The following is a 19,348-nucleotide window of genomic DNA, read 5'->3' on the forward strand; positions in this document are numbered from 1 at the left end:
CATTAATTTACCGGTGGTAACCGCCGATAAAGCTCAATCATATCGCCGGCCAGATCCTGAATCACCATGGCATTCATCAAGTGGTCCTGCGAATGAACGGTGATGAGATTAACCGGTAGTTTGCCGGTACCTTCATCAATGCCGATCAGCTGGGTCTGGATTTTATGTGCCTGTTTGACGTACTCGCGTGATTCCGTCATTGCTTGTTCTGCAGCGGAGAAATCACCCTTACGAGCCAGTTGCAGTGCCGTCAGGGCCTGGCTGCGTGCAGCGCCAGCGTTTACCAATAACTCCATGATGATCGTTTCTAACTCTTCCATACCATCACTCCAGTAGTTTCAGCGCCTTATCCAGTACCGCATCGCCTTTCATCATGCCGTAATCCATCATGTCGATAACGGCGACCTTTTTGCCTAGTGGGTCGGCGATCGCCTGTAGCTTGGCCTGTTCATACTTAACCTGTGGACCGAGCAAAACGATATCCGCTGTAGCGATATTCTCTTCAAACTCGGCCACCGGGAAGGCTTTGATGGTGACGTCGACGCCTTTTTTCTGGGCGGCATCTTTCATCCTTTGCACCAGCATGCTGGTGGACATTCCGGCGGCACAGCATAAAACGATGTTTTTCATAAGCAGTCTCGATCAACATGTGTGAATTGATAATTATCGCGAGCCAGCTATAGCAACAACTGCTTTGCAACGAATGTGTGCAAGGCATCACAAAGAAAGCCGCTTTTTCTGAAACCGGTTACAAAAAGAGGCAGAACCCTGCGATCTGGACCAGGGCCAGCGGCTTTTTGACTCGCTTATCACATGCTGGAATATATAATTACTGTCAATAAATACATGTTATAAAAAACAGTATTGACAGCGTTTTTTAAACCCGTATGTTAATACTTAACAGCGGAGAAATTGTAGTTTGCTGTTAACGTAGTAAGTGTTAGTAGAGCTTGATTGGGGTTTGCGATAAAGGCCACGAAGTATTTTTTGTATGGGATAGTCGATGCTGAAAACGCTATTTTTTCACTTCGACAATGCTTTCAGGCCACGTAGTTGATATATCTAATCGCAAAAAATCAGTAAAGCGCGACGATGTAACGCCATGATTTTATAGTAATTGTTTGTGATTTCAGCTTTTCTGGTTATCACAAGGGAAATAAGGCAACGCATCAAAGAGTATAGGTCGCGAGGGGAAGTGTACTTGTTTAGGTCACCAGCCTTGAGTTCTATTATCAAGCGGGTGGAATGTGTTTAACGGTAAATAGAGGAAAGCTTTAGTTAGTATCAATATCCAATATTATCTTTAGTAAACGTGTACATTTTAAAGTAGTACCATCAGCAGTATTAAATCGTTAAGTTTATTAATGTTAAATTTGAAGTGTGTAGTAACGTAAAGCCCTGACTGCAATAGTCGGGGCTTTTGTTCATTGTAGATCAAGCTGTTATCCAGGATGCTTAGCCGCGATGGTTCAACATTGCATCACTCAGTGGGTATTAAAAAAATTAATGCTTGCTTAATGATTAGAAGTAGGTCTACTATAGCGGCATCGGTTTGGAACACAGACCTTATGCAAGCAGTTTTAGTAAAGCAGTTCTCAGTTCAAGCGTTATCCTCAGATACTCTTCTTCATGAGCCTCCTCCCTAAGTGCCCCATAAGTTAATTTCTGCAAAACAGGCCATCTTCGCTGCATAAGCAGCTCAAAAACATGAAAGGAAGTATCTATGTCTAACAAAATGACTGGTTTAGTAAAATGGTTTAACTCTGATAAAGGCTTCGGTTTTATCACTCCTCAGGATGGTAGCAAGGATGTGTTTGTGCATTTCTCCGCTATCCAGAGTAACGATTTTAAAACGTTAGACGAAGGTCAAAAGGTGGAGTTCTCCGTGGAGAATGGCGCTAAAGGCCCGTCTGCTGTTAACGTTGTCGCGCTGTAATCGCCGATAATTTCACGAACGCTTACGATAGCGATGAAGGCCAGAGCCCGAGCAGTTAAGTGCCAGTGAAGAAAAAACCCGCGAAAGCGGGTTTTTTTGTTTATGCGATCGCTCCTGACTTACGGTACCTGTGAAGCGCGCCCCAGATAGCTGTCCCAGTCTTTCCATACTGGCTGTAATCCCCGCGCCATGAGTGCTTCAGCAACGGCTTCTGGGCGACGATCGTCGTGCGGGGAGAACTGTTCCAGTTCAGGGTGGTTATCAGCATAACCACCGGGCTGGGTTTTTGAGAAGGCGCTGACGTTGTTGATCGCCAGCGGGATCACATGGTCACGGAACCATGGCGATTCGCGGGTGGAAAGCGACAGCTCAATTTCTGGCGCCAGTAAACGAAACGCGCAAATGGTCTGGACCAACTGTCGCTCATCCATGATCGATGCAGGTTCAACGCCTCCGGTGCATGGGCGCAGGCGAGGGAAGGAGATGGAGTAGCGGCTCTGCCAGTAATGCTGCTGCATCCACAGCAGATGTTCAGCCACCATATAGCAATCAACCCGCCAGCTGTCGGACAAACCAATTAACGCGCCAAGACCGATTTTGTCGATCCCTGCGCGGCCCAGCCTGTCCGGCGTTTCCAGGCGCCAGAAGAAATCCTGCTTTTTCCCTTTTAAATGGTGACGAGCGTAAGTTGCCTCATGATAACTCTCCTGATACACCATCACGCCATCCAGCCCCAGCGTCTTTAGCTCGGCATATTCAGCTTCTGATAACGGCTGTACCTCCATCTGTAAAGAGGCAAACTGGCGGCGAATGGCGGGCAAATGGCGACGAAAATAATCCATCCCCACTTTGGCCTGATGTTCACCGGTGACCAACAGCAGATGCTCAAAGCCCAGCTCACGGATAGCCGCACACTCCCGTGTTATCTCATCTTCGTCCAGCGTTTTGCGTTTGATACGGTTGCTCATCGAAAAACCGCAGTAGGTGCAGTCGTTGGCGCAAAGGTTGGAGAGATACAACGGCACGTAAAAGCTCACCGTGTTGCCAAAACGCTGGCGGGTGAGCTTCTGCGCCCGCTGCGCCAGCGGCTCCAGATAATCGGCGGCGGCAGGAGAGAGCAATGCCATCAGATCGTCGCGACTAAGATGCGAAGCGTTGAGGGCACGCTCCACGTCAGCGGCGGTTTTACCGTTGATACGCAGGCGGATGTCGTCCCAGTCCAGCTGTCGCCAGCGGTCACTGAACGTTTTCATGCGAAGGCCTCCAGGAAACCGGTTAACGGGCTGGTGGGATTTGCCTGCGAACTTTTCCTTCCGGGTACCGCCTGGCGTGCCAGTAAGCCAGCTTCAACGGCCAGACGGAAGGCGGTTGCCATCATCACCGGGCTGTCGGCTACCGCGATAGCCGTGTTGACCAACACTGCGTCGGCGCCCATTTCCAGCGCCTGTGTGGCGTGGCTGGGGACGCCGATGCCTGCATCAACCACCACCGGCACGGTCGCCTGTTGGATAATAATCTCCAGCATCGCTTTGGTTTCCAGCCCCTGATTAGAACCGATGGGCGCGCCGAGCGGCATCACCGCCGAACAACCAACCTCTTCCAGCCGTTTGCATAGCACCGGATCTGCGCCACAGTAAGGCAGCACCACGAAGCCCTTTTTCACCAGTGCTTCTGCAGCTTTCAATGTTTCTATTGGATCGGGTAACAGCCAGCGGGCGTCCGGATGGATTTCTAATTTCAGCCAGTTTGTGCCCAACGCTTCACGCGCCAGTTGGGCGGCGAAGATGGCTTCTTCGGCGGTTTTTGCTCCTGAAGTGTTGGGCAACAGCGTCACACCAGCTTCTATCAGCGGCGCCAGAATGGCGTCGTTGTGCTGACGTAAATCCACGCGCTTCATTGCCAGCGTCACCAGTTGGCTGCCGGAGGCGCGAATCGCCTCGACCATCAGCTGCGATGAAGCAAATTTTCCGGTGCCGGTGAACAGATGCGAATCAAACGTTTTGTCGGCAATACGTAACATATCAACCCCCTGCAATAACCTGAAAAAGCAGGATCTGGTCGCCTTCCTGCACGATTTGCTGCTCCCACTGCTCGCGCGGCAGGATCTGCTGATTGAGCGCCAGCGCCGCGCCCGGTTTAAGCTGATTAAGCGCAGTGAGCAACCCGCTGACGGTTTGTCCTTCGGCGCACTGCATCGGCTCATCATTGAACTGAATCTGCATGTTGCCCTCCGCATACCGGGCAGCCGCTGGCACGTCGTAGTGCGAAGCTGCGCCACTGACTGGTTTTACCGTCAAACAGGCGTAGCTCTCCGCTGGGCGTCTCAATACCGCTGAGCAATTTAATCGCTTCCAGCGCCTGCAAGGTGCCCATTACGCCCACAACCGGCCCGACGATACCGGCGGTACGGCAATTGCGTTCGGGCTCTACATCGTCCGGCCACAGGCAGCGGTAACATCCTTGTTCCCACGGGGGCGTCAGTACCATCAGTTGGCCGCCAAAGCCGACGGCGCTGGCGGTGACGAGCGGGGTGTTGAGCGTTACGCAGGCGGCGTTAATTTCCTGGCGCGTGGCCATGTTATCGGTACAGTCGAGCACCACATCGGCACGCGCTACCGCATGCCGAAGCGCATCGCCTTTCAGTCGCTGCTGGAGTGACACCAGCTCGATATCCGGGTTGAGCCGCGTCAGGCGCTGCTGGGCAACCTGCGATTTAGAACGTGCGATATCATCAGTGGTAAACAGGATCTGGCGCTGCAGATTGCTCAGATGAATGTCGTCATCGTCTACCAGCGTCAGTTTTCCGATGCCTGCTCCCGCCAGATACAGCGCGGCAGGCGAACCTAACCCGCCTAAACCGACAATCAGCACATGGCTATCGAGTAGCTTTTGCTGGCCTTCAATGGCGATATCGCCGAGCAGGATCTGTCGGCTGTAACGCATAAAGTCGCGGTCATTCATCGCCCACTCCCGCGATATCCAGTAGTTGGGCCGTAGCGACCTGCCAGTCAGCCGCCTGGGTAATGGCGCTGACCACGGCAATGCTGCCGACGCCGGTCGCCAGTACTGCCGGGGCGCGCTCAAGGCTGATACCGCCAATGGCGACGGTCGGGTAATCCGCTAATCGTTCAATATGGTTTGCCAGTTGCGTAAGTCCCTGCGGGGCGGAAGGCATCTGTTTGGTTTGCGTGGGAAAGACATGACCCAGCGCGATATAAGAAGGTTTAGCGGCGAGCGCGACGTCGATCTCCATATCATCGTGAGTGGAGACCCCCAGGCGTAGACCCGCCGCCTGGATCGCCTTCAGGTCGGTGGTTTCAAGGTCTTCCTGGCCCAGATGTACGCCGTAAGCGCGGTGCTTAATTGCCAGACGCCAGTAGTCGTTGATAAACAGGCGGGCGTTATAGCGACGACCCAGTTCAATGGCGGCCATAACGTCGGCTTCGACCTCTTCATCACGCTTATCTTTAATGCGCAGTTGGATTGTGCGTACGCCCGCCTGCAGCAAGCGTTCAATCCATTCCACGCTGTCTACCACCGGGTAAAGCCCGAGGCGAAACGGCACGGTCGGGAAATCAGGCTGGTACATTACGCCTCCTCTTTTTTGAGGTAGATTTCGCCGCCTTTGGCTCGGAAGTTCTCCGACATATCCGCCATGCCGACTTCAATCGTTTGTGCAGCAGCGTAGTCGCGAACCTCCTGGCTGATTTTCATCGAGCAGAACTTCGGCCCGCACATGGAGCAGAAGTGGGCGACCTTGCCGGACTCCTGTGGCAGTGTTTCATCGTGGTAGGCGCGGGCGGTGAATGGGTCGAGCGCGAGGTTAAACTGGTCTTCCCAGCGGAATTCGAAACGCGCTTTCGACATGGCGTTATCGCGGATCTGCGCGCCTGGATGACCTTTTGCTAAGTCAGCTGCGTGGGCGGCAATCTTGTAGGTAATCAACCCTTGCTTAACATCTTCTTTGTTCGGCAGGCCGAGGTGCTCTTTTGGCGTGACGTAGCACAGCATCGCGCAGCCAAACCAGCCGATCATCGCTGCACCGATCCCGGAAGTGAAGTGGTCGTAGCCCGGTGCGATATCGGTGGTCAACGGTCCTAAAGTGTAGAACGGTGCTTCATGGCAGTGCTCCAGCTCTTCGGTCATGTTGCGCTGGATCATATGCATGGGCACATGACCTGGGCCTTCTATCATCACCTGCACGTCGTATTCCCAGGCGATTTTGGTCAGCTCGCCCAGCGTATGCAGCTCGGAGAACTGCGCTTCGTCGTTCGCATCCTGAATTGAACCTGGGCGCAGGCCGTCACCCAGCGACAAAGAGACGTCGTAGGCGGCGCAGATTTCGCAAATCTCGCGGAAGTGTTCGTACAGGAAGTTCTCTTTGTGATGAGAAAGGCACCATTTCGCCATAATTGAACCGCCGCGTGAGACAATACCGGTCAGGCGCTTGGCGGTCATCGGCACGTAGCGCAGCAGCACGCCCGCGTGAATGGTGAAGTAGTCGACGCCCTGTTCGGCCTGCTCCAGCAGCGTGTCGCGGAAAGCTTCCCAGGTGAGATCTTCGGCGATCCCGTTGACCTTCTCCAGCGCCTGGTAGATCGGCACAGTACCGATCGGTACCGGACTGTTACGCAGGATCCACTCGCGGGTTTCGTGGATATAGCGACCGGTGGAGAGATCCATCACCGTGTCAGCGCCCCAGCGCGTCGACCACACCAGCTTCTCTACCTCCTCTTCAATGGAGGAGGTGACGGCAGAGTTACCGATGTTGGCGTTAACCTTCACCAGGAAGTTGCGACCGATAATCATCGGCTCGGATTCCGGGTGGTTGATGTTGGCAGGAATAATCGCGCGGCCCGCGGCCACTTCATCACGCACGAATTCCGGCGTAATGTTTTCCGGCAGGCGTGCACCAAAGTTCATCCCCGGATGCTGGTGGCGAAGCACTTCACTGCGAATGCGCTCGCGGCCCATGTTTTCACGGATGGCGATGAACTCCATCTCTGGGGTCACTATTCCCTGGCGGGCGTAGTACAGTTGGGTGACTCGTTTACCCGCTTTGGCGCGCTTTGGCGTCAGCAGGCCGGTGAAACGCAGATCGTCCAGGCCATCGTCGGCCAGACGTTCTTTGGTATAAGCGGAACTCCGGTCGTCTAATTCTTCGCTATCGTTACGCGCCGCAATCCACGGCTGGCGCAGCTTTGCCAGGCCCTGCTGGACGTTAATCGCCACGTCAGGATCGCCATACGGTCCGGAGGTGTCGTATACCGGAACGGCTTCGTTCTCTTCGAACTGCGGGTTGTCTTTGCTACCGCCAGTCAGCGTCGGGCTGAGCTGAATTTCGCGCATCGGAATGCGGATATCCGGCTGCGAACCGGTAATATAGATGCGTTTTGAGTTAGGGAAGGCGGTCCCTTCCAGGGTATCGATAAAGTGTTGGGCTTGAGCGCGCTGTTCGCGGCGTGATGGTTTAGTAGTGGCAGACATAGCTCATTCCAAATAAAAGTAAGGATATGGCTTGTCAGACGACGGATGAAGCAAGAGAGAAGCTCGCCCGGGGGCGATGCTATTGTAGATTGACTCTTGTTCCCTTCGCAGGTTTTAACCTGATCAGGTTCCGCGGATCCCGAATTAACGGTCTCAGCCTTTTCCACTCATGCTGCTGTGGAAAATAAGCACTCCGACAAGAAGTAACCTCAATAAAGAGGTAATGAATGTAAACTACGCGTTAATGCCGCAAATCTCAAGCATGACGTTTGAGAGTGCTACTCTCGTGCATTGCGTCAAATACCAGCATGATCAGCTTATCTTCCAGCACGAATCGGGCTTCTAGTGCCTCGCCGAGATCCGATAAAACCTGTTGAAATTCAAGGAAGTTATCATGATCAATCGCAGTTTCCAGGCTGGAGTCATAGTAGTCCATGATCAGCTGCGTATTGGCTTCCAGCAGCGGCCAAATTTTTGTGGCTTTTAAAAGCTGCCCGTTCCCTTCCAATTTATGGAGAATACGTTCATAAATACTGAAGTGTCCGGTGGAGAGGTAATCGACCAGGCTCTGACAAAAATCATCCAGCGCCTTTTCATTGAGTCGCATGTACGATTCTTTGCCAGGCTTAATGCCAACCAGATTGTAGTAAGCCACGAGCAGGTGCTTACGTACATGTAGCCAGCGATCAACCAGTTTATTACTTCCTCTGACGTGCTCCGTCAGGCTTTCCAGCTGGTTTAGCATGATTGACTCCGCAAGATGGTGTTTAGGAACTGCTCACCCGTAAATGTAAAAATAATGTAAACAACATGCCTGTGAAGCAAAGGTTGCGCAAGAGATATGGATCGTATAATTGAAAAATTAGATAGCGGCTGGTGGATCGTCAGTCATGAGCAAAAGTTATGGTTACCTCATGGCGAGCTACCTTATGGCGACGCAGCCCGTTTTGATCTGATTGGTCAGCGCGCGCTGCCAATAGGCGAGTGGGAAGGGGAGACTGTCTGGCTGGTGCAGCAGCAGCGTCGACACGATATGGGGTCGGTGCGCCAGATCATTGACCAGGATGTTGGCCTGTTTCAACTGGCCGGACGCGGCGTACAGCTGGCGGAGTTCTATCGCTCGCATAAATTCTGCGGCTACTGCGGCCATCCCATGCACCCGAGTAAAACGGAGTGGGCGATGCTCTGTAGCCACTGCCGTGAACGTTATTACCCGCAAATTGCTCCCTGCATCATCGTCGCTATTCGCCGAGATGATTCCATCCTGCTTGCCCAACATGTTCGCCATCGTAACGGCGTGCATACCGTACTGGCGGGTTTTGTCGAAGTAGGTGAGACCTTAGAACAGGCGGTGGCGCGTGAAGTTATGGAAGAGAGCGGCATTAAGGTGAAAAACCTGCGCTATGTCACTTCTCAGCCGTGGCCATTCCCGCAGTCTTTGATGACCGCATTTATGGCGGAGTATGATAGCGGCGAAATCGTCATCGACTCGAAAGAGCTGCTGGAAGCGAACTGGTATCGCTATGACGATTTACCGCTCTTACCCCCGCCGGGTACTGTCGCGCGTCGATTGATTGAAGACACTGTGGCAATGTGTCGGGCTGAGTACGAGTAAAGAGCGAGTGGTGATACACTGATGGACTGACGCAATAAGGAACTGCAAAAATGACCGAACTGAAGAACGATCGTTATCTGCGTGCGCTGCTGCGCCAGCCCGTTGATGTCACTCCGGTATGGATGATGCGCCAGGCAGGCCGCTATCTACCGGAATACAAAGCTACCCGTGCCGAAGCGGGCGATTTTATGGCGCTGTGCAAAAATGCCGAGCTGGCCTGCGAAGTCACGCTGCAGCCGCTGCGTCGCTATAAACTTGATGCCGCGATCCTCTTCTCGGATATCCTGACGATCCCGGATGCGATGGGACTCGGGCTGTATTTTGAAGCAGGAGAAGGTCCACGCTTCACCTCTCCGATTACCAGCAAGGCTGACGTCGACAAACTGCCGATCCCGGACCCGGAAGATGGGCTGGGGTACGTGATGAACGCGGTGCGTACTATCCGCCGTGAACTGAAAGGCGAAGTGCCGCTGATCGGCTTCTCCGGTAGTCCGTGGACGCTGGCGACCTACATGGTTGAAGGCGGCAGCAGCAAAGCCTTCACCGTGATTAAAAAGATGATGTACGCCGATCCTAAAGCGCTGCATCTGCTGCTTGATAAGCTGGCGAAGAGCGTCACGCTGTACCTGAACGCGCAGATCAAAGCGGGTGCGCAGTCGGTGATGATTTTCGACACCTGGGGTGGCGTGCTGACCGGTCGCGACTATCAGCAGTTCTCCCTGTACTACATGCACAAAATTGTCGATGGCCTGCTGCGCGAGAACGAAGGTCGTCGCGTACCGGTGACCCTGTTTACCAAAGGCGGTGGTCAGTGGCTGGAAGCGATGGCGGAAACCGGCTGTGATGCGTTAGGTCTCGACTGGACCACTGACATTGCCGATGCGCGTCGTCGTGTTGGTCATAAAGTGGCGCTACAGGGCAATATGGATCCGTCCATGCTGTATGCGCCGCCAGCCCGCATCGAAGAAGAGGTGGCGACAGTTCTGGCAGGATTCGGTCAGGGTGAAGGGCATGTCTTTAACCTGGGCCACGGCATTCATCAGGACGTCCCGCCAGAACATGCGGGTGTCTTTGTGGAGGCGGTACATCGGTTGTCCGAACAGTACCACCGCTAAGGAGTCATCATGGGTCTCGCGTCATTACGCGCGCAGCAGCTTGAACTGGCTTCTTCAGTGATCCGCGAGGATCGTCTGAAGAACGATCCGCCGGATCTGATCGGCGGGGCGGACGTTGGGTTTGAGCAGGGTGGTGAAGTGACGCGAGCCGCAATAGTCTTACTGAAGTATCCCACGCTTGAACTGGTCGAATACAAGGTGGCGCGTATCGCCACCACCATGCCCTACATACCCGGATTTCTCTCCTTTCGTGAAACTCCCGCGCTGATGGCCGCCTGGCAACTGCTCTCGTACAAGCCAGATCTGCTGTTCGTTGACGGTCATGGCATTTCTCACCCGCGTCGTCTGGGCGTGGCCAGCCATTTTGGCCTGCTGGTGGACGTGCCAACGATTGGTGTGGCGAAAAAACGATTGTGCGGCAAGTTTGAACCGCTCGCTGCTGAACCTGGTGCGCTAGCGCCGTTGCTGGATAAAGGCGAACAACTGGCATGGGTCTGGCGCAGCAAAGCGCGCTGTAACCCGTTGTTTATTTCTACGGGCCACCGCGTGAGTATGGACAGCGCACTAGCGTGGGTTCAACGCTGTATGAACGGCTATCGTTTGCCGGAACCAACACGCTGGGCGGATGCGGTGGCATCCGAACGCCCGGCTTTTACTCGGCTTGCAGCAAAAACGCCCCATATCGGGTAAACTGCGGCTAATTTCCGTATTTGAGAACTCATCATGTTACAAAATCCGATTCACCTGCGTCTGGAGAAGCTGGAAAGCTGGCAGCACGTCACGTTTATGGCTTGTCTGTGCGAACGCATGTACCCAAACTACGCCATGTTCTGCAAGCAAACTGAATTTGGCGATGGACAGATTTACCGCCGAATTCTGGATCTGATTTGGGAAGCGCTGACGGTTAAAGACGCGAAAATCAATTTCGACAGCCAGCTGGAAAAGTTTGAAGAGGCCATTCCTTCTGCAGACGATTACGATCTGTACGGCGTTTATCCGGCGATTGATGCCTGTGTGGCATTAAGCGAACTGATGCATTCGCGTCTTAGTGGTGAAACGCTGGAGCATGCAATTGAAGTGAGTAAGGCTTCGATTACGACGGTTGCGATGCTGGAAATGACTCAGGCTGGTCGCGAAATGACCGATGAAGAGCTCAAAGAGAACCCTGCCGTTGAGCAAGAATGGGATATTCAGTGGGAAATTTTCCGACTTTTAGCCGACTGTGAAGAACGCGATATTGAGCTGATAAAAGGGCTGCGTGCAGACCTGCGCGAGGCTGGCGAGAGCAATATTGGTATAAATTTTCAGCAATGACACCACAAAACGTGATTTAACGCCTGATTTGTCGTGCCTGAAGGCTTCCCATCTGCCCCCGGTCTGGTCTACATTTGGGGGGCGAAAAAAAGTGGCTATCGGTGCGTGTATGCAGGAGAGTGCTTTTCTGGCATTTCCGTCGCACTCGATGCTTAGCAAGCGATAAACACATTGTAAGGATAACTTATGAACAAGACTCAACTGATTGATGTAATTGCAGACAAAGCAGAACTGTCTAAAACACAGGCTAAAGCTGCTCTGGAATCCACTCTGGCTGCTATTACTGAGTCTCTGAAAGAAGGCGATGCTGTACAACTGGTTGGTTTCGGTACCTTCAAAGTGAACCACCGTGCTGAGCGCACTGGCCGCAACCCGCAGACCGGTAAAGAAATCAAAATCGCCGCAGCTAACGTACCGGCATTTGTTTCTGGTAAAGCACTGAAAGACGCGGTTAAGTAATTCGCGTGGCAGTGAACAGTTTTAACGAAGGGGCGGTTTCGCCCCTTTTGTCCATCTGGCGTCATACGCTTTGGCTTTCAGGTGTTCTGTTACTGTCTGCCTGCGGTAGCCATTCTGAGCTTCCTCCTTTCACGGCCAGCGGCTATGTTGGCGATCAGGGGGCGGTACGCATTTGGCGTAAAGACTCCGGTGACGATGTTCACTTGCTCTCGGTATTTAGTCCGTGGCGTAAAGGCGAAACCACTACCAGTGAATACCGCTGGCAGGGTGATTCGCTCTCTCTGATAGAACTCAACGTTTACAGTAAACCGGCTGAACATGTCCGTATACGCTTCGATGACCGGGGCGAACTCAGCTTCATGCAGCGTGAAGTCGACGGGCAAAAGCAGCAGCTTTCCAGCGATCAAATCGCGCTTTACCGCTATCGCGCCGATCAAATTCGCCAGACCAGCGATGCGCTGCGTCAGGGCCGGGTGATATTGCGTCAGGGACGTTGGCATGCGGATAACACGGTCACAACCTGTGAAGGTGAAACGCTGAAGCCAGACCTGGAGTCGTGGGCGATAAACCATATCGAGCGCCGCCAGAGACATTCATCCGTAGAGGTGAGTGTGGCATGGCTGGAAGCGCCCGAAGGGTCGCAGCTACTGCTGGTCGCCAATGAAGATTTTTGTCACTGGCAGCCTACAGCCAAAACTTTCTGAAAACCTGAAGACAGGTAATCAGCAGGCCTGATCCCTATAGCGTCATCAGGCATTAAGTCTTTTACCAGTGCCCCATTCCCATATGGCCGCCGCCGCGATGGTTACCGCCACCGCCGCATCCGCCATAGCCCATACCCGCGCCACGTGGCACGCCAGCCTGCGCCATTGCGACATCGCGTTTAACGCGCTGCTCGTCCAGAGACTGATTCAACGCTTCCATCTCTTTTGCCACGGCATTAATTTTTGCCGTGTCCGGCGAGCTGGCCGTTAATAGTGCATTGTACTCATAACGTTTGGATGTCAGCTGTTGACGCAACGCGCTGGTCTGGGAGTAGTAATCATCATAGATTTTCTGCGCGGCAGCCTGCTGTTCAGCGGTCATTGGGGTACCGCCCCGTTGCTGCATTCCGTCGCCATATCCCCAGTGATTCTGCGCCAGTACCGGGGTGGAGCCCAGTGCGATAAGAGAAAGTGCAATCAGCGCCAGTTTGTTGTTCCGTTTCATGGTTCGTTCTCCTGTTGGTTAGCTTACATTCCCTTTTGCATCTTCCGTGCCAAAGCGGCAATCCCAGTCCTGCGGGCGTTGTACTCGCTGTCTTTGCAGGGAAACGAGTAAAAATGACTCGCCAGAACGCGCCTGCGGGTCATTTTTACCCGTTACTTTCAGCTGTTTGTGTCTGAGGGCAGGGTTATCAGGGGGAAAAAATGGCATGATTTCTGCTGTATACCTGCAACGATGAAAGGAACTGGCGGGGTGAAGGGAGAACGTATGCGTCTTTATAAGGATACGGTGGCAAAGTGGTTGAGCCGACTCTTGCTGGCGGCAATCCTGATTTTGGTCGGCTGGTTTTCGATTATGACCATTCGGGACTATGGGCGGGAAAGTGGTGCCGCGCGGCAAACGCTACTGGAAAAAGGCAGTGTGCTTATTCGCGCTCTGGAGTCTGGTACGCGCGTAGGCATGGGGATGCGCATGCATCATGCACAACAGCAGACGCTACTGGAGGAAATGGCCGTACAACCTGGCGTGCTATGGTTTGCCGTCGTCGATGAGCATGGTGTCATTATTACCCACAGCAATTCCGCGATGGTCGGTAAAACGCTCTATTCATCGGATGTCCTGCGACAGCTTAGTCCAGGGGAGCAAGAAAGCTGGCGGAATATTGAGATCCCGGTGGGAGACGGTGAAAAAACGCCAGCCCTGGAAATTTATCGCCAGTTTCAGCCGATGTATGGTCCAGGACGCCACGGCATGGCGCGCTGCGCCAGCAATGATGGGCAGCTTATTACCCCTGCACAAACCATATTTATCGCCTTTGATGCCAGCGATCTGGCCGCGACTCAGGCAAGGGAGTGGCGTAACACCCTGATAGTCCTCTCTGCGCTGGCGGCTGTGTTGCTGGCCACCGTGCTGACGTTCTTCTGGTATCAGCGCTATCAGCGCTCGTACAAAGAACTCCAGGATGCGATGAAGCGTAAAGAAAAACTGTTAGCGCTCGGGCACCTTGCGGCTGGAGTGGCGCATGAAATTCGTAACCCGCTTTCATCGATCAAAGGGTTAGCGAAGTATTTTGCCGAGCGAACCCCGGCAGGAGGCGAGTCGCACGAGCTGGCGCAGGTGATGGCGAAAGAGGCGGATCGTTTAAATCGGGTGGTGAGCGAGTTGCTGGAGCTGGTGAAACCTGCGCATCTGACACTGCAACAGGTGAATCTTAATGAGGTCATCACCCACTCATTACACCTGGTGAGTCAGGATGCGGCAAGCCGGGAAATCCAGCTCCGCTTTTCGGCCACTCCTACGCTCCCCGCTATTCAGGCCGATCCCGACCGACTGACCCAGGTTTTGTTGAATCTGTATCTGAACGCCATTCATGCGATTGGTCGTCAGGGTACGATCACGGTTGAAGCGAGTGAAAGCAGTGCCGATCGCGTTAAAATTGTGGTTACCGATACTGGGAAGGGGATTGCGGCGGAACAGCTGGAGGCCATTTTTACGCCTTACTATACGACCAAAGCTGACGGAACCGGCCTCGGGCTGGCGGTAGTGCAGAACATTATCGAACAGCACGGTGGCACCATTCAGGTGGCAAGCGTTGAGGGCAAAGGCGCGACCTTTGCCCTTTGGCTGCCGACCAAAGCGAAACAACAGGATTAACAAGGATGACGCGCGGAAAAATCAATATTCTGGTGGTAGATGACGATATCAGCCACTGCACCATTTTACAGGCGCTGCTGCGCGGCTGGGGTTATGAGGTCGCGCTGGCCTATAGCGGGCGAGCGGCGCTGGAACAGGTGCGCGAACGCGTATTTGATTTAGTGCTGTGTGATGTACGCATGGCGGAGATGGACGGCATCGCAACGCTGAAAGAGATTAAAGCGCTGAATCCGGCGATTCCGGTCTTGATCATGACGGCGTTCTCCAGCGTGGAGACCGCCGTCGAGGCGCTTAAAACCGGGGCGCTGGACTACTTAATCAAGCCGCTGGATTTTGACCGTCTGCAGGAGACGCTGGAAAAGGCGCTGGCGCATACGCGGGAAACGGGCACTGAACTGCCATCAGCGTCGGCTGCGCAGTTTGGCATGATTGGCAGCAGCCCGGCGATGCAGAAGTTGCTCAATGAAATCGCGATGGTTGCGCCCTCGGATGCCACGGTGCTCATTCACGGAGACTCCGGCACGGGTAAAGAGTTGGTAGCCCGGGCGCTGCATGCCAGCAGCGCCCGTCGCGATAAACAGCTGGTGACGCTCAACTGCGCGGCGCTTAATGAATCGCTGCTGGAGTCCGAACTTTTTGGTCACGAGAAAGGGGCGTTTACCGGGGCGGATAAACGGCGGGAAGGTCGCTTTGTGGAAGCTGATGGCGGCACGTTATTTCTTGATGAAATCGGTGATATTTCACCGCTGATGCAGGTGCGTCTGCTGCGGGCTATCCAGGAGCGAGAAGTGCAGCGCGTTGGCAGCAATCAGACTATTGCCGTTGATGTCCGGCTGATCGCCGCCACGCATCGCGATCTAGCAGAGGAAGTCAGCGCCGGGCGCTTCCGTCAGGATCTCTACTATCGCCTGAACGTCGTCACCATTGAAATGCCAGCGCTGTGCCAGCGCCGGGAAGATATTCCGCTGCTAGCCGAACATTTTCTCCAGCGTTTTGCCGCGCGTAACCGTAAAGCGGTGAAAGGCTTTACTCCGCAGGCGATGGATCTGCTGATCCACTACGACTGGCCGGGCAATATTCGTGAACTGGAAAATGCGATTGAGCGCTCGGTGGTGCTGCTGACGGGGGAATATATTTCCGAACGCGAGCTGCCGATGGCGATTGCCGCGACGCCGATAAAAACGGAATTCAGTGGCGAGATCCAACCGCTGGTGGATGTCGAAAAAGAGGTGATTCTGGCGGCGCTGGAAAAAACGGGCGGCAATAAAACGGAAGCCGCCCGTCAGTTAGGCATTACGCGTAAAACGCTGCTGGCGAAAATTTCGCGTTAGCGTTGCTCGCGTTCAATGGCGCGCCAGCCGATGTCGTTACGGCTGAAGCTGCCATCCCAGCGGATGTCGGTCATCAGGGCGTAAGCGCGTTTCTGCGCTTCAGCCACAGTATGACCCAGGGCGGTGGCGCACAGCACGCGACCGCCGCTGGTCAGCACGCGATCGTCTTCGGCGAGTTTAGTGCCTGCATGGAACACTTTTCCGTCTTCTACTTCTTCCAGCGGCAGACCGTGGATCTCATCTCCGGTGTTGTAGTTGCCCGGATAACCTCCGGCAGCAATAACGACACCCAGCGAGGCGCGCTCGTCCCACTCGGAGGTTTTCTCATCCAGCTTGCCGTCGCAGGCAGCCAGGCAAAGCTCCACCAGGTCCGATTTCATGCGTAGCATGATCGGCTGGGTTTCCGGATCGCCGAAGCGGCAGTTGAACTCGATAACCTTCGGATTGCCCTGTTTGTCGATCATCAGACCCGCGTACAGGAAACCGGTGTAGGTATTCCCTTCCGCCGCCATACCTTTTACGGTTGGCCAAATAATGCGTTCCATGGTGCGCTGATGCACTTCATCAGTTACCACCGGCGCTGGTGAGTAAGCACCCATACCGCCGGTGTTCGGGCCAGTGTCGCCGTTGCCTACGCGTTTGTGGTCCTGGCTGGTGGCCATCGGCAGCACGTGCTCGCCGTCGACCATTACGATAAAGCTCGCTTCTTCGCCGTCGAGGAACTCTTCGATAACGATACGGTGGCCCGCATCGCCAAAAGCGTTACCTGCCAGCATGTCATGAACGGCGGCTTCAGCTTCTTCCAGCATCATCGCCACGATAACGCCTTTACCGGCGGCCAGACCGTCGGCTTTGATGACGATCGGCGCGCCTTTCTCACGCAGATAGGCCAACGCTGGCTCAATCTCAGTGAAGTTCTGATATTCCGCCGTCGGGATCTGGTGACGGGCGAGGAAATCTTTGGTGAAGGCTTTGGAGCCTTCCAGCTGTGCAGCACCTTCGGTTGGCCCGAAGATCTTCAGGCCAGCGGCGCGGAACGCATCGACTACGCCAATCACCAGCGGCGCTTCCGGGCCGACGATGGTCAGGTCAATTTTCTCGTTCTGGGCAAAGCTCAGCAGAGCTGGAATATCGGTGACGCTGATAGCCACGTTCTGCAACGCGGGCTCCAGTGCGGTACCGGCGTTACCCGGTGCGACAAAAACGGTATCAACCAGCGGGGACTGTGCGGCTTTCCAGGCCAGGGCGTGCTCGCGCCCGCCGTTGCCAATCACTAATACTTTCATCGTCTGCTCCGTGGATTAATGGCGGAAGTGGCGCATGTCGGTAAAGATCATCGCGATACCGTGTTCATCGGCAGCGGCAATGACTTCGTCATCACGGATAGAACCACCGGGCTGGATAACGCAGCTCACGCCAACGGCGGCGGCAGCATCAATACCATCGCGGAACGGGAAGAAGGCGTCAGAGGCCATTGCAGAGCCTTTCACTTCCAGACCTTCGTCAGCCGCTTTAATCCCGGCGATTTTTGCGGAGTACACGCGGCTCATCTGGCCTGCGCCTATGCCGATAGTCATGTTCTCTTTGGCATAAACAATGGCGTTGGATTTCACGAACTTGGCGACTTTCCAGCAGAACAGTGCATCGCGCAGCTCTTGCTCGGTCGGCTGACGTTTGGACACCACGCGCAGTTCGCCTTCGCTCACCATCCCCAGATCCCTGTCCTGAACCAGCAAACCGCCGTTAACGCGTTTGAAGTCGAGGCCCGGTACACGTTGTGCCCACTGACCGCAGGTCAGAACGCGAACGTTCTGTTTGGCGGCGGTGATTTTCAGTGCGTCTTCGGTTGCGGACGGGGCGATGATCACTTCCACGAACTGACGGGAGATAATTGCCTGCGCGGTTTCGGCATTCAGTTCGCGGTTGAAAGCGATGATGCCGCCGAACGCGGAGGTCGGGTCGGTTTTATAGGCGCGGTCGTAAGCGTCGAGAATAGAGGTACTTACCGCCACGCCGCACGGGTTAGCGTGCTTAACGATCACACAGGCTGGCTCGCTGAACTCTTTCACGCACTCCAGCGCCGCGTCGGTATCTGCGATGTTGTTGTAGGAAAGCGCTTTGCCCTGTACCTGCTGTGCGGTGGCAACGGACGCTTCTTTAATATTCTCTTCTATATAGAAGGCAGCCTGCTGGTGGCTGTTCTCGCCGTAGCGCATATCCTGCTTCTTAATAAAGTTCAGGTTCAGCGTACGCGGGAAACGCCCGGCGGCCTCTTTGCTCTCACCGTGGTAAGCCGGAACCATGCTGCCGAAGTAGTTGGCAATCATGCTGTCGTAGGCGGCGGTGTGTTCGAAGGCTTTAATCGCGAGGTCAAAGCGGGTTTCCAGAGTCAGGGAGCCTTCGTTGGCATCCATCTCTTTAATAATGGCGTCGTAGTCGCTGCTCTTCACAACGATCGCTACGTCTTTATGGTTCTTGGCAGCGGAACGCACCATGGTCGGGCCGCCGATATCAATGTTCTCTACCGCATCTTCAAGCGAGCAGCCTTCACGGGCGACGGTCTCGGCGAATGGATACAGGTTTACAGCCACCATATCGATAGGGGCGATACCGTGCTGTTCCATAATTCCGTCATCCTGACCGCGACGACCAAGAATGCCGCCGTGGATTTTCGGATGCAGGGTCTTCACGCGTCCATCCATCATTTCCGGGAAGCCGGTGTAATCGGAAACTTCGGTCACTGGCAGACCTTTCTCCGCTAACAGGCGCGCAGTGCCACCTGTAGACAGCAGCTCCACACCACGTGCGGAAAGTGCCTGAGCGAATTCGATGATACCGGCCTTGTCAGAAACACTGAGCAGAGCGCGGCGGACTGGACGACGTTGTTGCATGGTAAATCCCCTGGATTTGACTATTACAGAGAGCGTTAGGTGAATTCTTGGCTAAAAACTCAGCTAACGCCCCTTACGGGGCATCCTTGTTTTGCGGGGACATTGTAACGAAAACGTTTGCGCAACGCTCGCGAATTTTTAATTTTCGATTTTGACCTCTTCTTTTTCTGTTGAAGGAGGCTGATATAACGAGAGGATCGTAGAAACGATCGTGTGGTTTGTGGATAACTCTGTGTGTAAATGGGTATAAGGCGGGGTTTCGCTGTGGAATGCAGCAGTCAGTCATTTTTCTGTCATTTAAGGGTTGCGGGCCGCAGGAAACTCCCTATAATGCGCCTCCA

General features: G+C 54.3%; 22 protein-coding genes and 1 riboswitch. Of the genes, 9 read left to right on the forward strand and 13 right to left on the reverse strand.

The window, feature by feature from the left end; translation table 11 throughout:
* Positions 1 to 2: 2 nt before the first annotated feature.
* Both OGY18_RS19155 and OGY18_RS19160 read right to left on the reverse strand, forming a co-directional pair.
* A complete protein-coding gene (locus OGY18_RS19155; protein ID WP_003826916.1) occupies positions 3 to 320 on the reverse strand; it encodes a PTS lactose/cellobiose transporter subunit IIA in 318 nt (105 codons plus the stop codon).
* Positions 321 to 324: 4 nt separating this feature from the next.
* The gene (locus OGY18_RS19160; RefSeq protein WP_286554031.1) at positions 325 to 630 is read right to left on the reverse strand and encodes a PTS sugar transporter subunit IIB; all 306 of its coding nucleotides are present in this window, start codon (positions 628 to 630) and stop codon (positions 325 to 327) included.
* Between the two features lie 1,093 nt (positions 631 to 1,723).
* Here OGY18_RS19160 and cspG point away from each other — a divergent pair.
* Positions 1,724 to 1,936 (forward strand): cold shock protein CspG, encoded by a 213-nt coding sequence (gene cspG / locus OGY18_RS19165; RefSeq protein WP_003033098.1) that lies wholly within the window; start codon positions 1,724 to 1,726, stop codon positions 1,934 to 1,936.
* Between the two features lie 119 nt (positions 1,937 to 2,055).
* Here the strand turns inward: cspG and thiH are convergent, their stop codons facing one another.
* The 7 genes from thiH to rsd form a co-directional block, all read right to left on the reverse strand.
* A complete protein-coding gene (gene thiH, locus OGY18_RS19170) occupies positions 2,056 to 3,189 on the reverse strand; it encodes a 2-iminoacetate synthase ThiH (RefSeq protein WP_286554033.1) in 1,134 nt (377 codons plus the stop codon).
* On the reverse strand, positions 3,186 to 3,956 hold the full coding sequence (thiG, locus tag OGY18_RS19175; RefSeq protein WP_286554035.1) for a thiazole synthase: 771 nt from the start codon (positions 3,954 to 3,956) through the stop codon (positions 3,186 to 3,188). Before thiG ends, thiH begins: the two co-directional genes overlap by 4 nt.
* A 1-nt stretch (position 3,957) precedes the next feature.
* Entirely contained in the window at positions 3,958 to 4,158 is a 201-nt protein-coding gene (gene thiS, locus OGY18_RS19180) for a sulfur carrier protein ThiS (protein WP_016155307.1), read from the reverse strand.
* Positions 4,139 to 4,897, reverse strand: coding sequence for a HesA/MoeB/ThiF family protein (locus OGY18_RS19185; protein WP_003826902.1), 759 nt, complete (start codon positions 4,895 to 4,897; stop codon positions 4,139 to 4,141). The genes thiS and OGY18_RS19185 overlap by 20 nt, the downstream gene beginning before the upstream one ends.
* On the reverse strand, positions 4,890 to 5,525 hold the full coding sequence (gene thiE, locus OGY18_RS19190; protein WP_126319576.1) for a thiamine phosphate synthase: 636 nt from the start codon (positions 5,523 to 5,525) through the stop codon (positions 4,890 to 4,892). Before thiE ends, OGY18_RS19185 begins: the two co-directional genes overlap by 8 nt.
* Positions 5,525 to 7,423, reverse strand: coding sequence for a phosphomethylpyrimidine synthase ThiC (thiC, locus tag OGY18_RS19195; RefSeq protein ID WP_126957827.1), 1,899 nt, complete (start codon positions 7,421 to 7,423; stop codon positions 5,525 to 5,527). The genes thiE and thiC overlap by 1 nt, the downstream gene beginning before the upstream one ends.
* A gap of 83 nt (positions 7,424 to 7,506) precedes the next feature.
* A riboswitch (TPP riboswitch) is annotated at positions 7,507 to 7,629 on the reverse strand.
* Between the two features lie 50 nt (positions 7,630 to 7,679).
* Positions 7,680 to 8,168, reverse strand: a complete 489-nt coding sequence (gene rsd / locus OGY18_RS19200; protein WP_126319572.1) for a sigma D regulator — start codon at positions 8,166 to 8,168, stop codon at positions 7,680 to 7,682.
* Positions 8,169 to 8,264: 96 nt separating this feature from the next.
* Between rsd and nudC the strand changes: the two genes are divergently transcribed.
* From nudC to OGY18_RS19230, 6 genes are all read left to right on the forward strand, one after another.
* Positions 8,265 to 9,038 carry an NAD(+) diphosphatase gene (gene nudC / locus OGY18_RS19205; RefSeq protein WP_191235873.1) on the forward strand — a complete coding sequence of 258 codons (774 nt, stop codon included), beginning with the start codon at positions 8,265 to 8,267 and terminating at the stop codon, positions 9,036 to 9,038.
* 50 nt (positions 9,039 to 9,088) lie between these two features.
* Positions 9,089 to 10,153: a uroporphyrinogen decarboxylase gene (gene hemE, locus OGY18_RS19210; RefSeq protein WP_286554043.1), complete on the forward strand. Its 1,065-nt coding sequence runs from the start codon at positions 9,089 to 9,091 to the stop codon at positions 10,151 to 10,153.
* 9 nt (positions 10,154 to 10,162) lie between these two features.
* Positions 10,163 to 10,843, forward strand: coding sequence for a deoxyribonuclease V (gene nfi, locus OGY18_RS19215; protein ID WP_286554045.1), 681 nt, complete (start codon positions 10,163 to 10,165; stop codon positions 10,841 to 10,843).
* A 33-nt stretch (positions 10,844 to 10,876) separates the two neighbouring features.
* Positions 10,877 to 11,467 carry a YjaG family protein gene (locus OGY18_RS19220; protein WP_003842015.1) on the forward strand — a complete coding sequence of 197 codons (591 nt, stop codon included), beginning with the start codon at positions 10,877 to 10,879 and terminating at the stop codon, positions 11,465 to 11,467.
* A gap of 186 nt (positions 11,468 to 11,653) precedes the next feature.
* Complete coding sequence (hupA, locus tag OGY18_RS19225) at positions 11,654 to 11,926, forward strand: nucleoid-associated protein HU-alpha (protein ID WP_001044509.1); 273 nt, start codon at positions 11,654 to 11,656, stop codon at positions 11,924 to 11,926.
* 11 nt (positions 11,927 to 11,937) lie between these two features.
* The gene (locus OGY18_RS19230) at positions 11,938 to 12,630 is read left to right on the forward strand and encodes a DUF1481 domain-containing protein (protein ID WP_032945667.1); all 693 of its coding nucleotides are present in this window, start codon (positions 11,938 to 11,940) and stop codon (positions 12,628 to 12,630) included.
* 61 nt (positions 12,631 to 12,691) lie between these two features.
* On the opposite strand, the gene zraP is transcribed toward OGY18_RS19230, so the two are convergent.
* The gene (gene zraP, locus OGY18_RS19235) at positions 12,692 to 13,135 is read right to left on the reverse strand and encodes a zinc resistance sensor/chaperone ZraP (RefSeq protein WP_032945657.1); all 444 of its coding nucleotides are present in this window, start codon (positions 13,133 to 13,135) and stop codon (positions 12,692 to 12,694) included.
* Between the two features lie 18 nt (positions 13,136 to 13,153).
* On the reverse strand, positions 13,154 to 13,342 hold the full coding sequence (locus tag OGY18_RS19240; protein WP_149282155.1) for a hypothetical protein: 189 nt from the start codon (positions 13,340 to 13,342) through the stop codon (positions 13,154 to 13,156).
* Positions 13,343 to 13,399: 57 nt separating this feature from the next.
* Between OGY18_RS19240 and zraS the strand changes: the two genes are divergently transcribed.
* On the forward strand, positions 13,400 to 14,785 hold the full coding sequence (zraS, locus tag OGY18_RS19245; RefSeq protein WP_286554047.1) for a two-component system sensor histidine kinase ZraS: 1,386 nt from the start codon (positions 13,400 to 13,402) through the stop codon (positions 14,783 to 14,785).
* Between the two features lie 5 nt (positions 14,786 to 14,790).
* On the forward strand, positions 14,791 to 16,116 hold the full coding sequence (gene zraR / locus OGY18_RS19250) for a sigma-54-dependent response regulator transcription factor ZraR (RefSeq protein ID WP_149282153.1): 1,326 nt from the start codon (positions 14,791 to 14,793) through the stop codon (positions 16,114 to 16,116).
* On the opposite strand, the gene purD is transcribed toward zraR, so the two are convergent.
* Entirely contained in the window at positions 16,113 to 17,402 is a 1,290-nt protein-coding gene (purD, locus tag OGY18_RS19255; protein ID WP_286554050.1) for a phosphoribosylamine--glycine ligase, read from the reverse strand. The two genes, zraR and purD, sit on opposite strands and share 4 nt — an antisense overlap.
* A 15-nt stretch (positions 17,403 to 17,417) precedes the next feature.
* On the reverse strand, positions 17,418 to 19,007 hold the full coding sequence (gene purH, locus OGY18_RS19260) for a bifunctional phosphoribosylaminoimidazolecarboxamide formyltransferase/IMP cyclohydrolase (protein WP_286554052.1): 1,590 nt from the start codon (positions 19,005 to 19,007) through the stop codon (positions 17,418 to 17,420).
* Positions 19,008 to 19,348: the final 341 nt, after the last annotated feature.

The organism is Citrobacter sp. Cpo142 (assembly GCF_030332425.1).
GTDB lineage: Bacteria > Pseudomonadota > Gammaproteobacteria > Enterobacterales > Enterobacteriaceae > Citrobacter > Citrobacter portucalensis.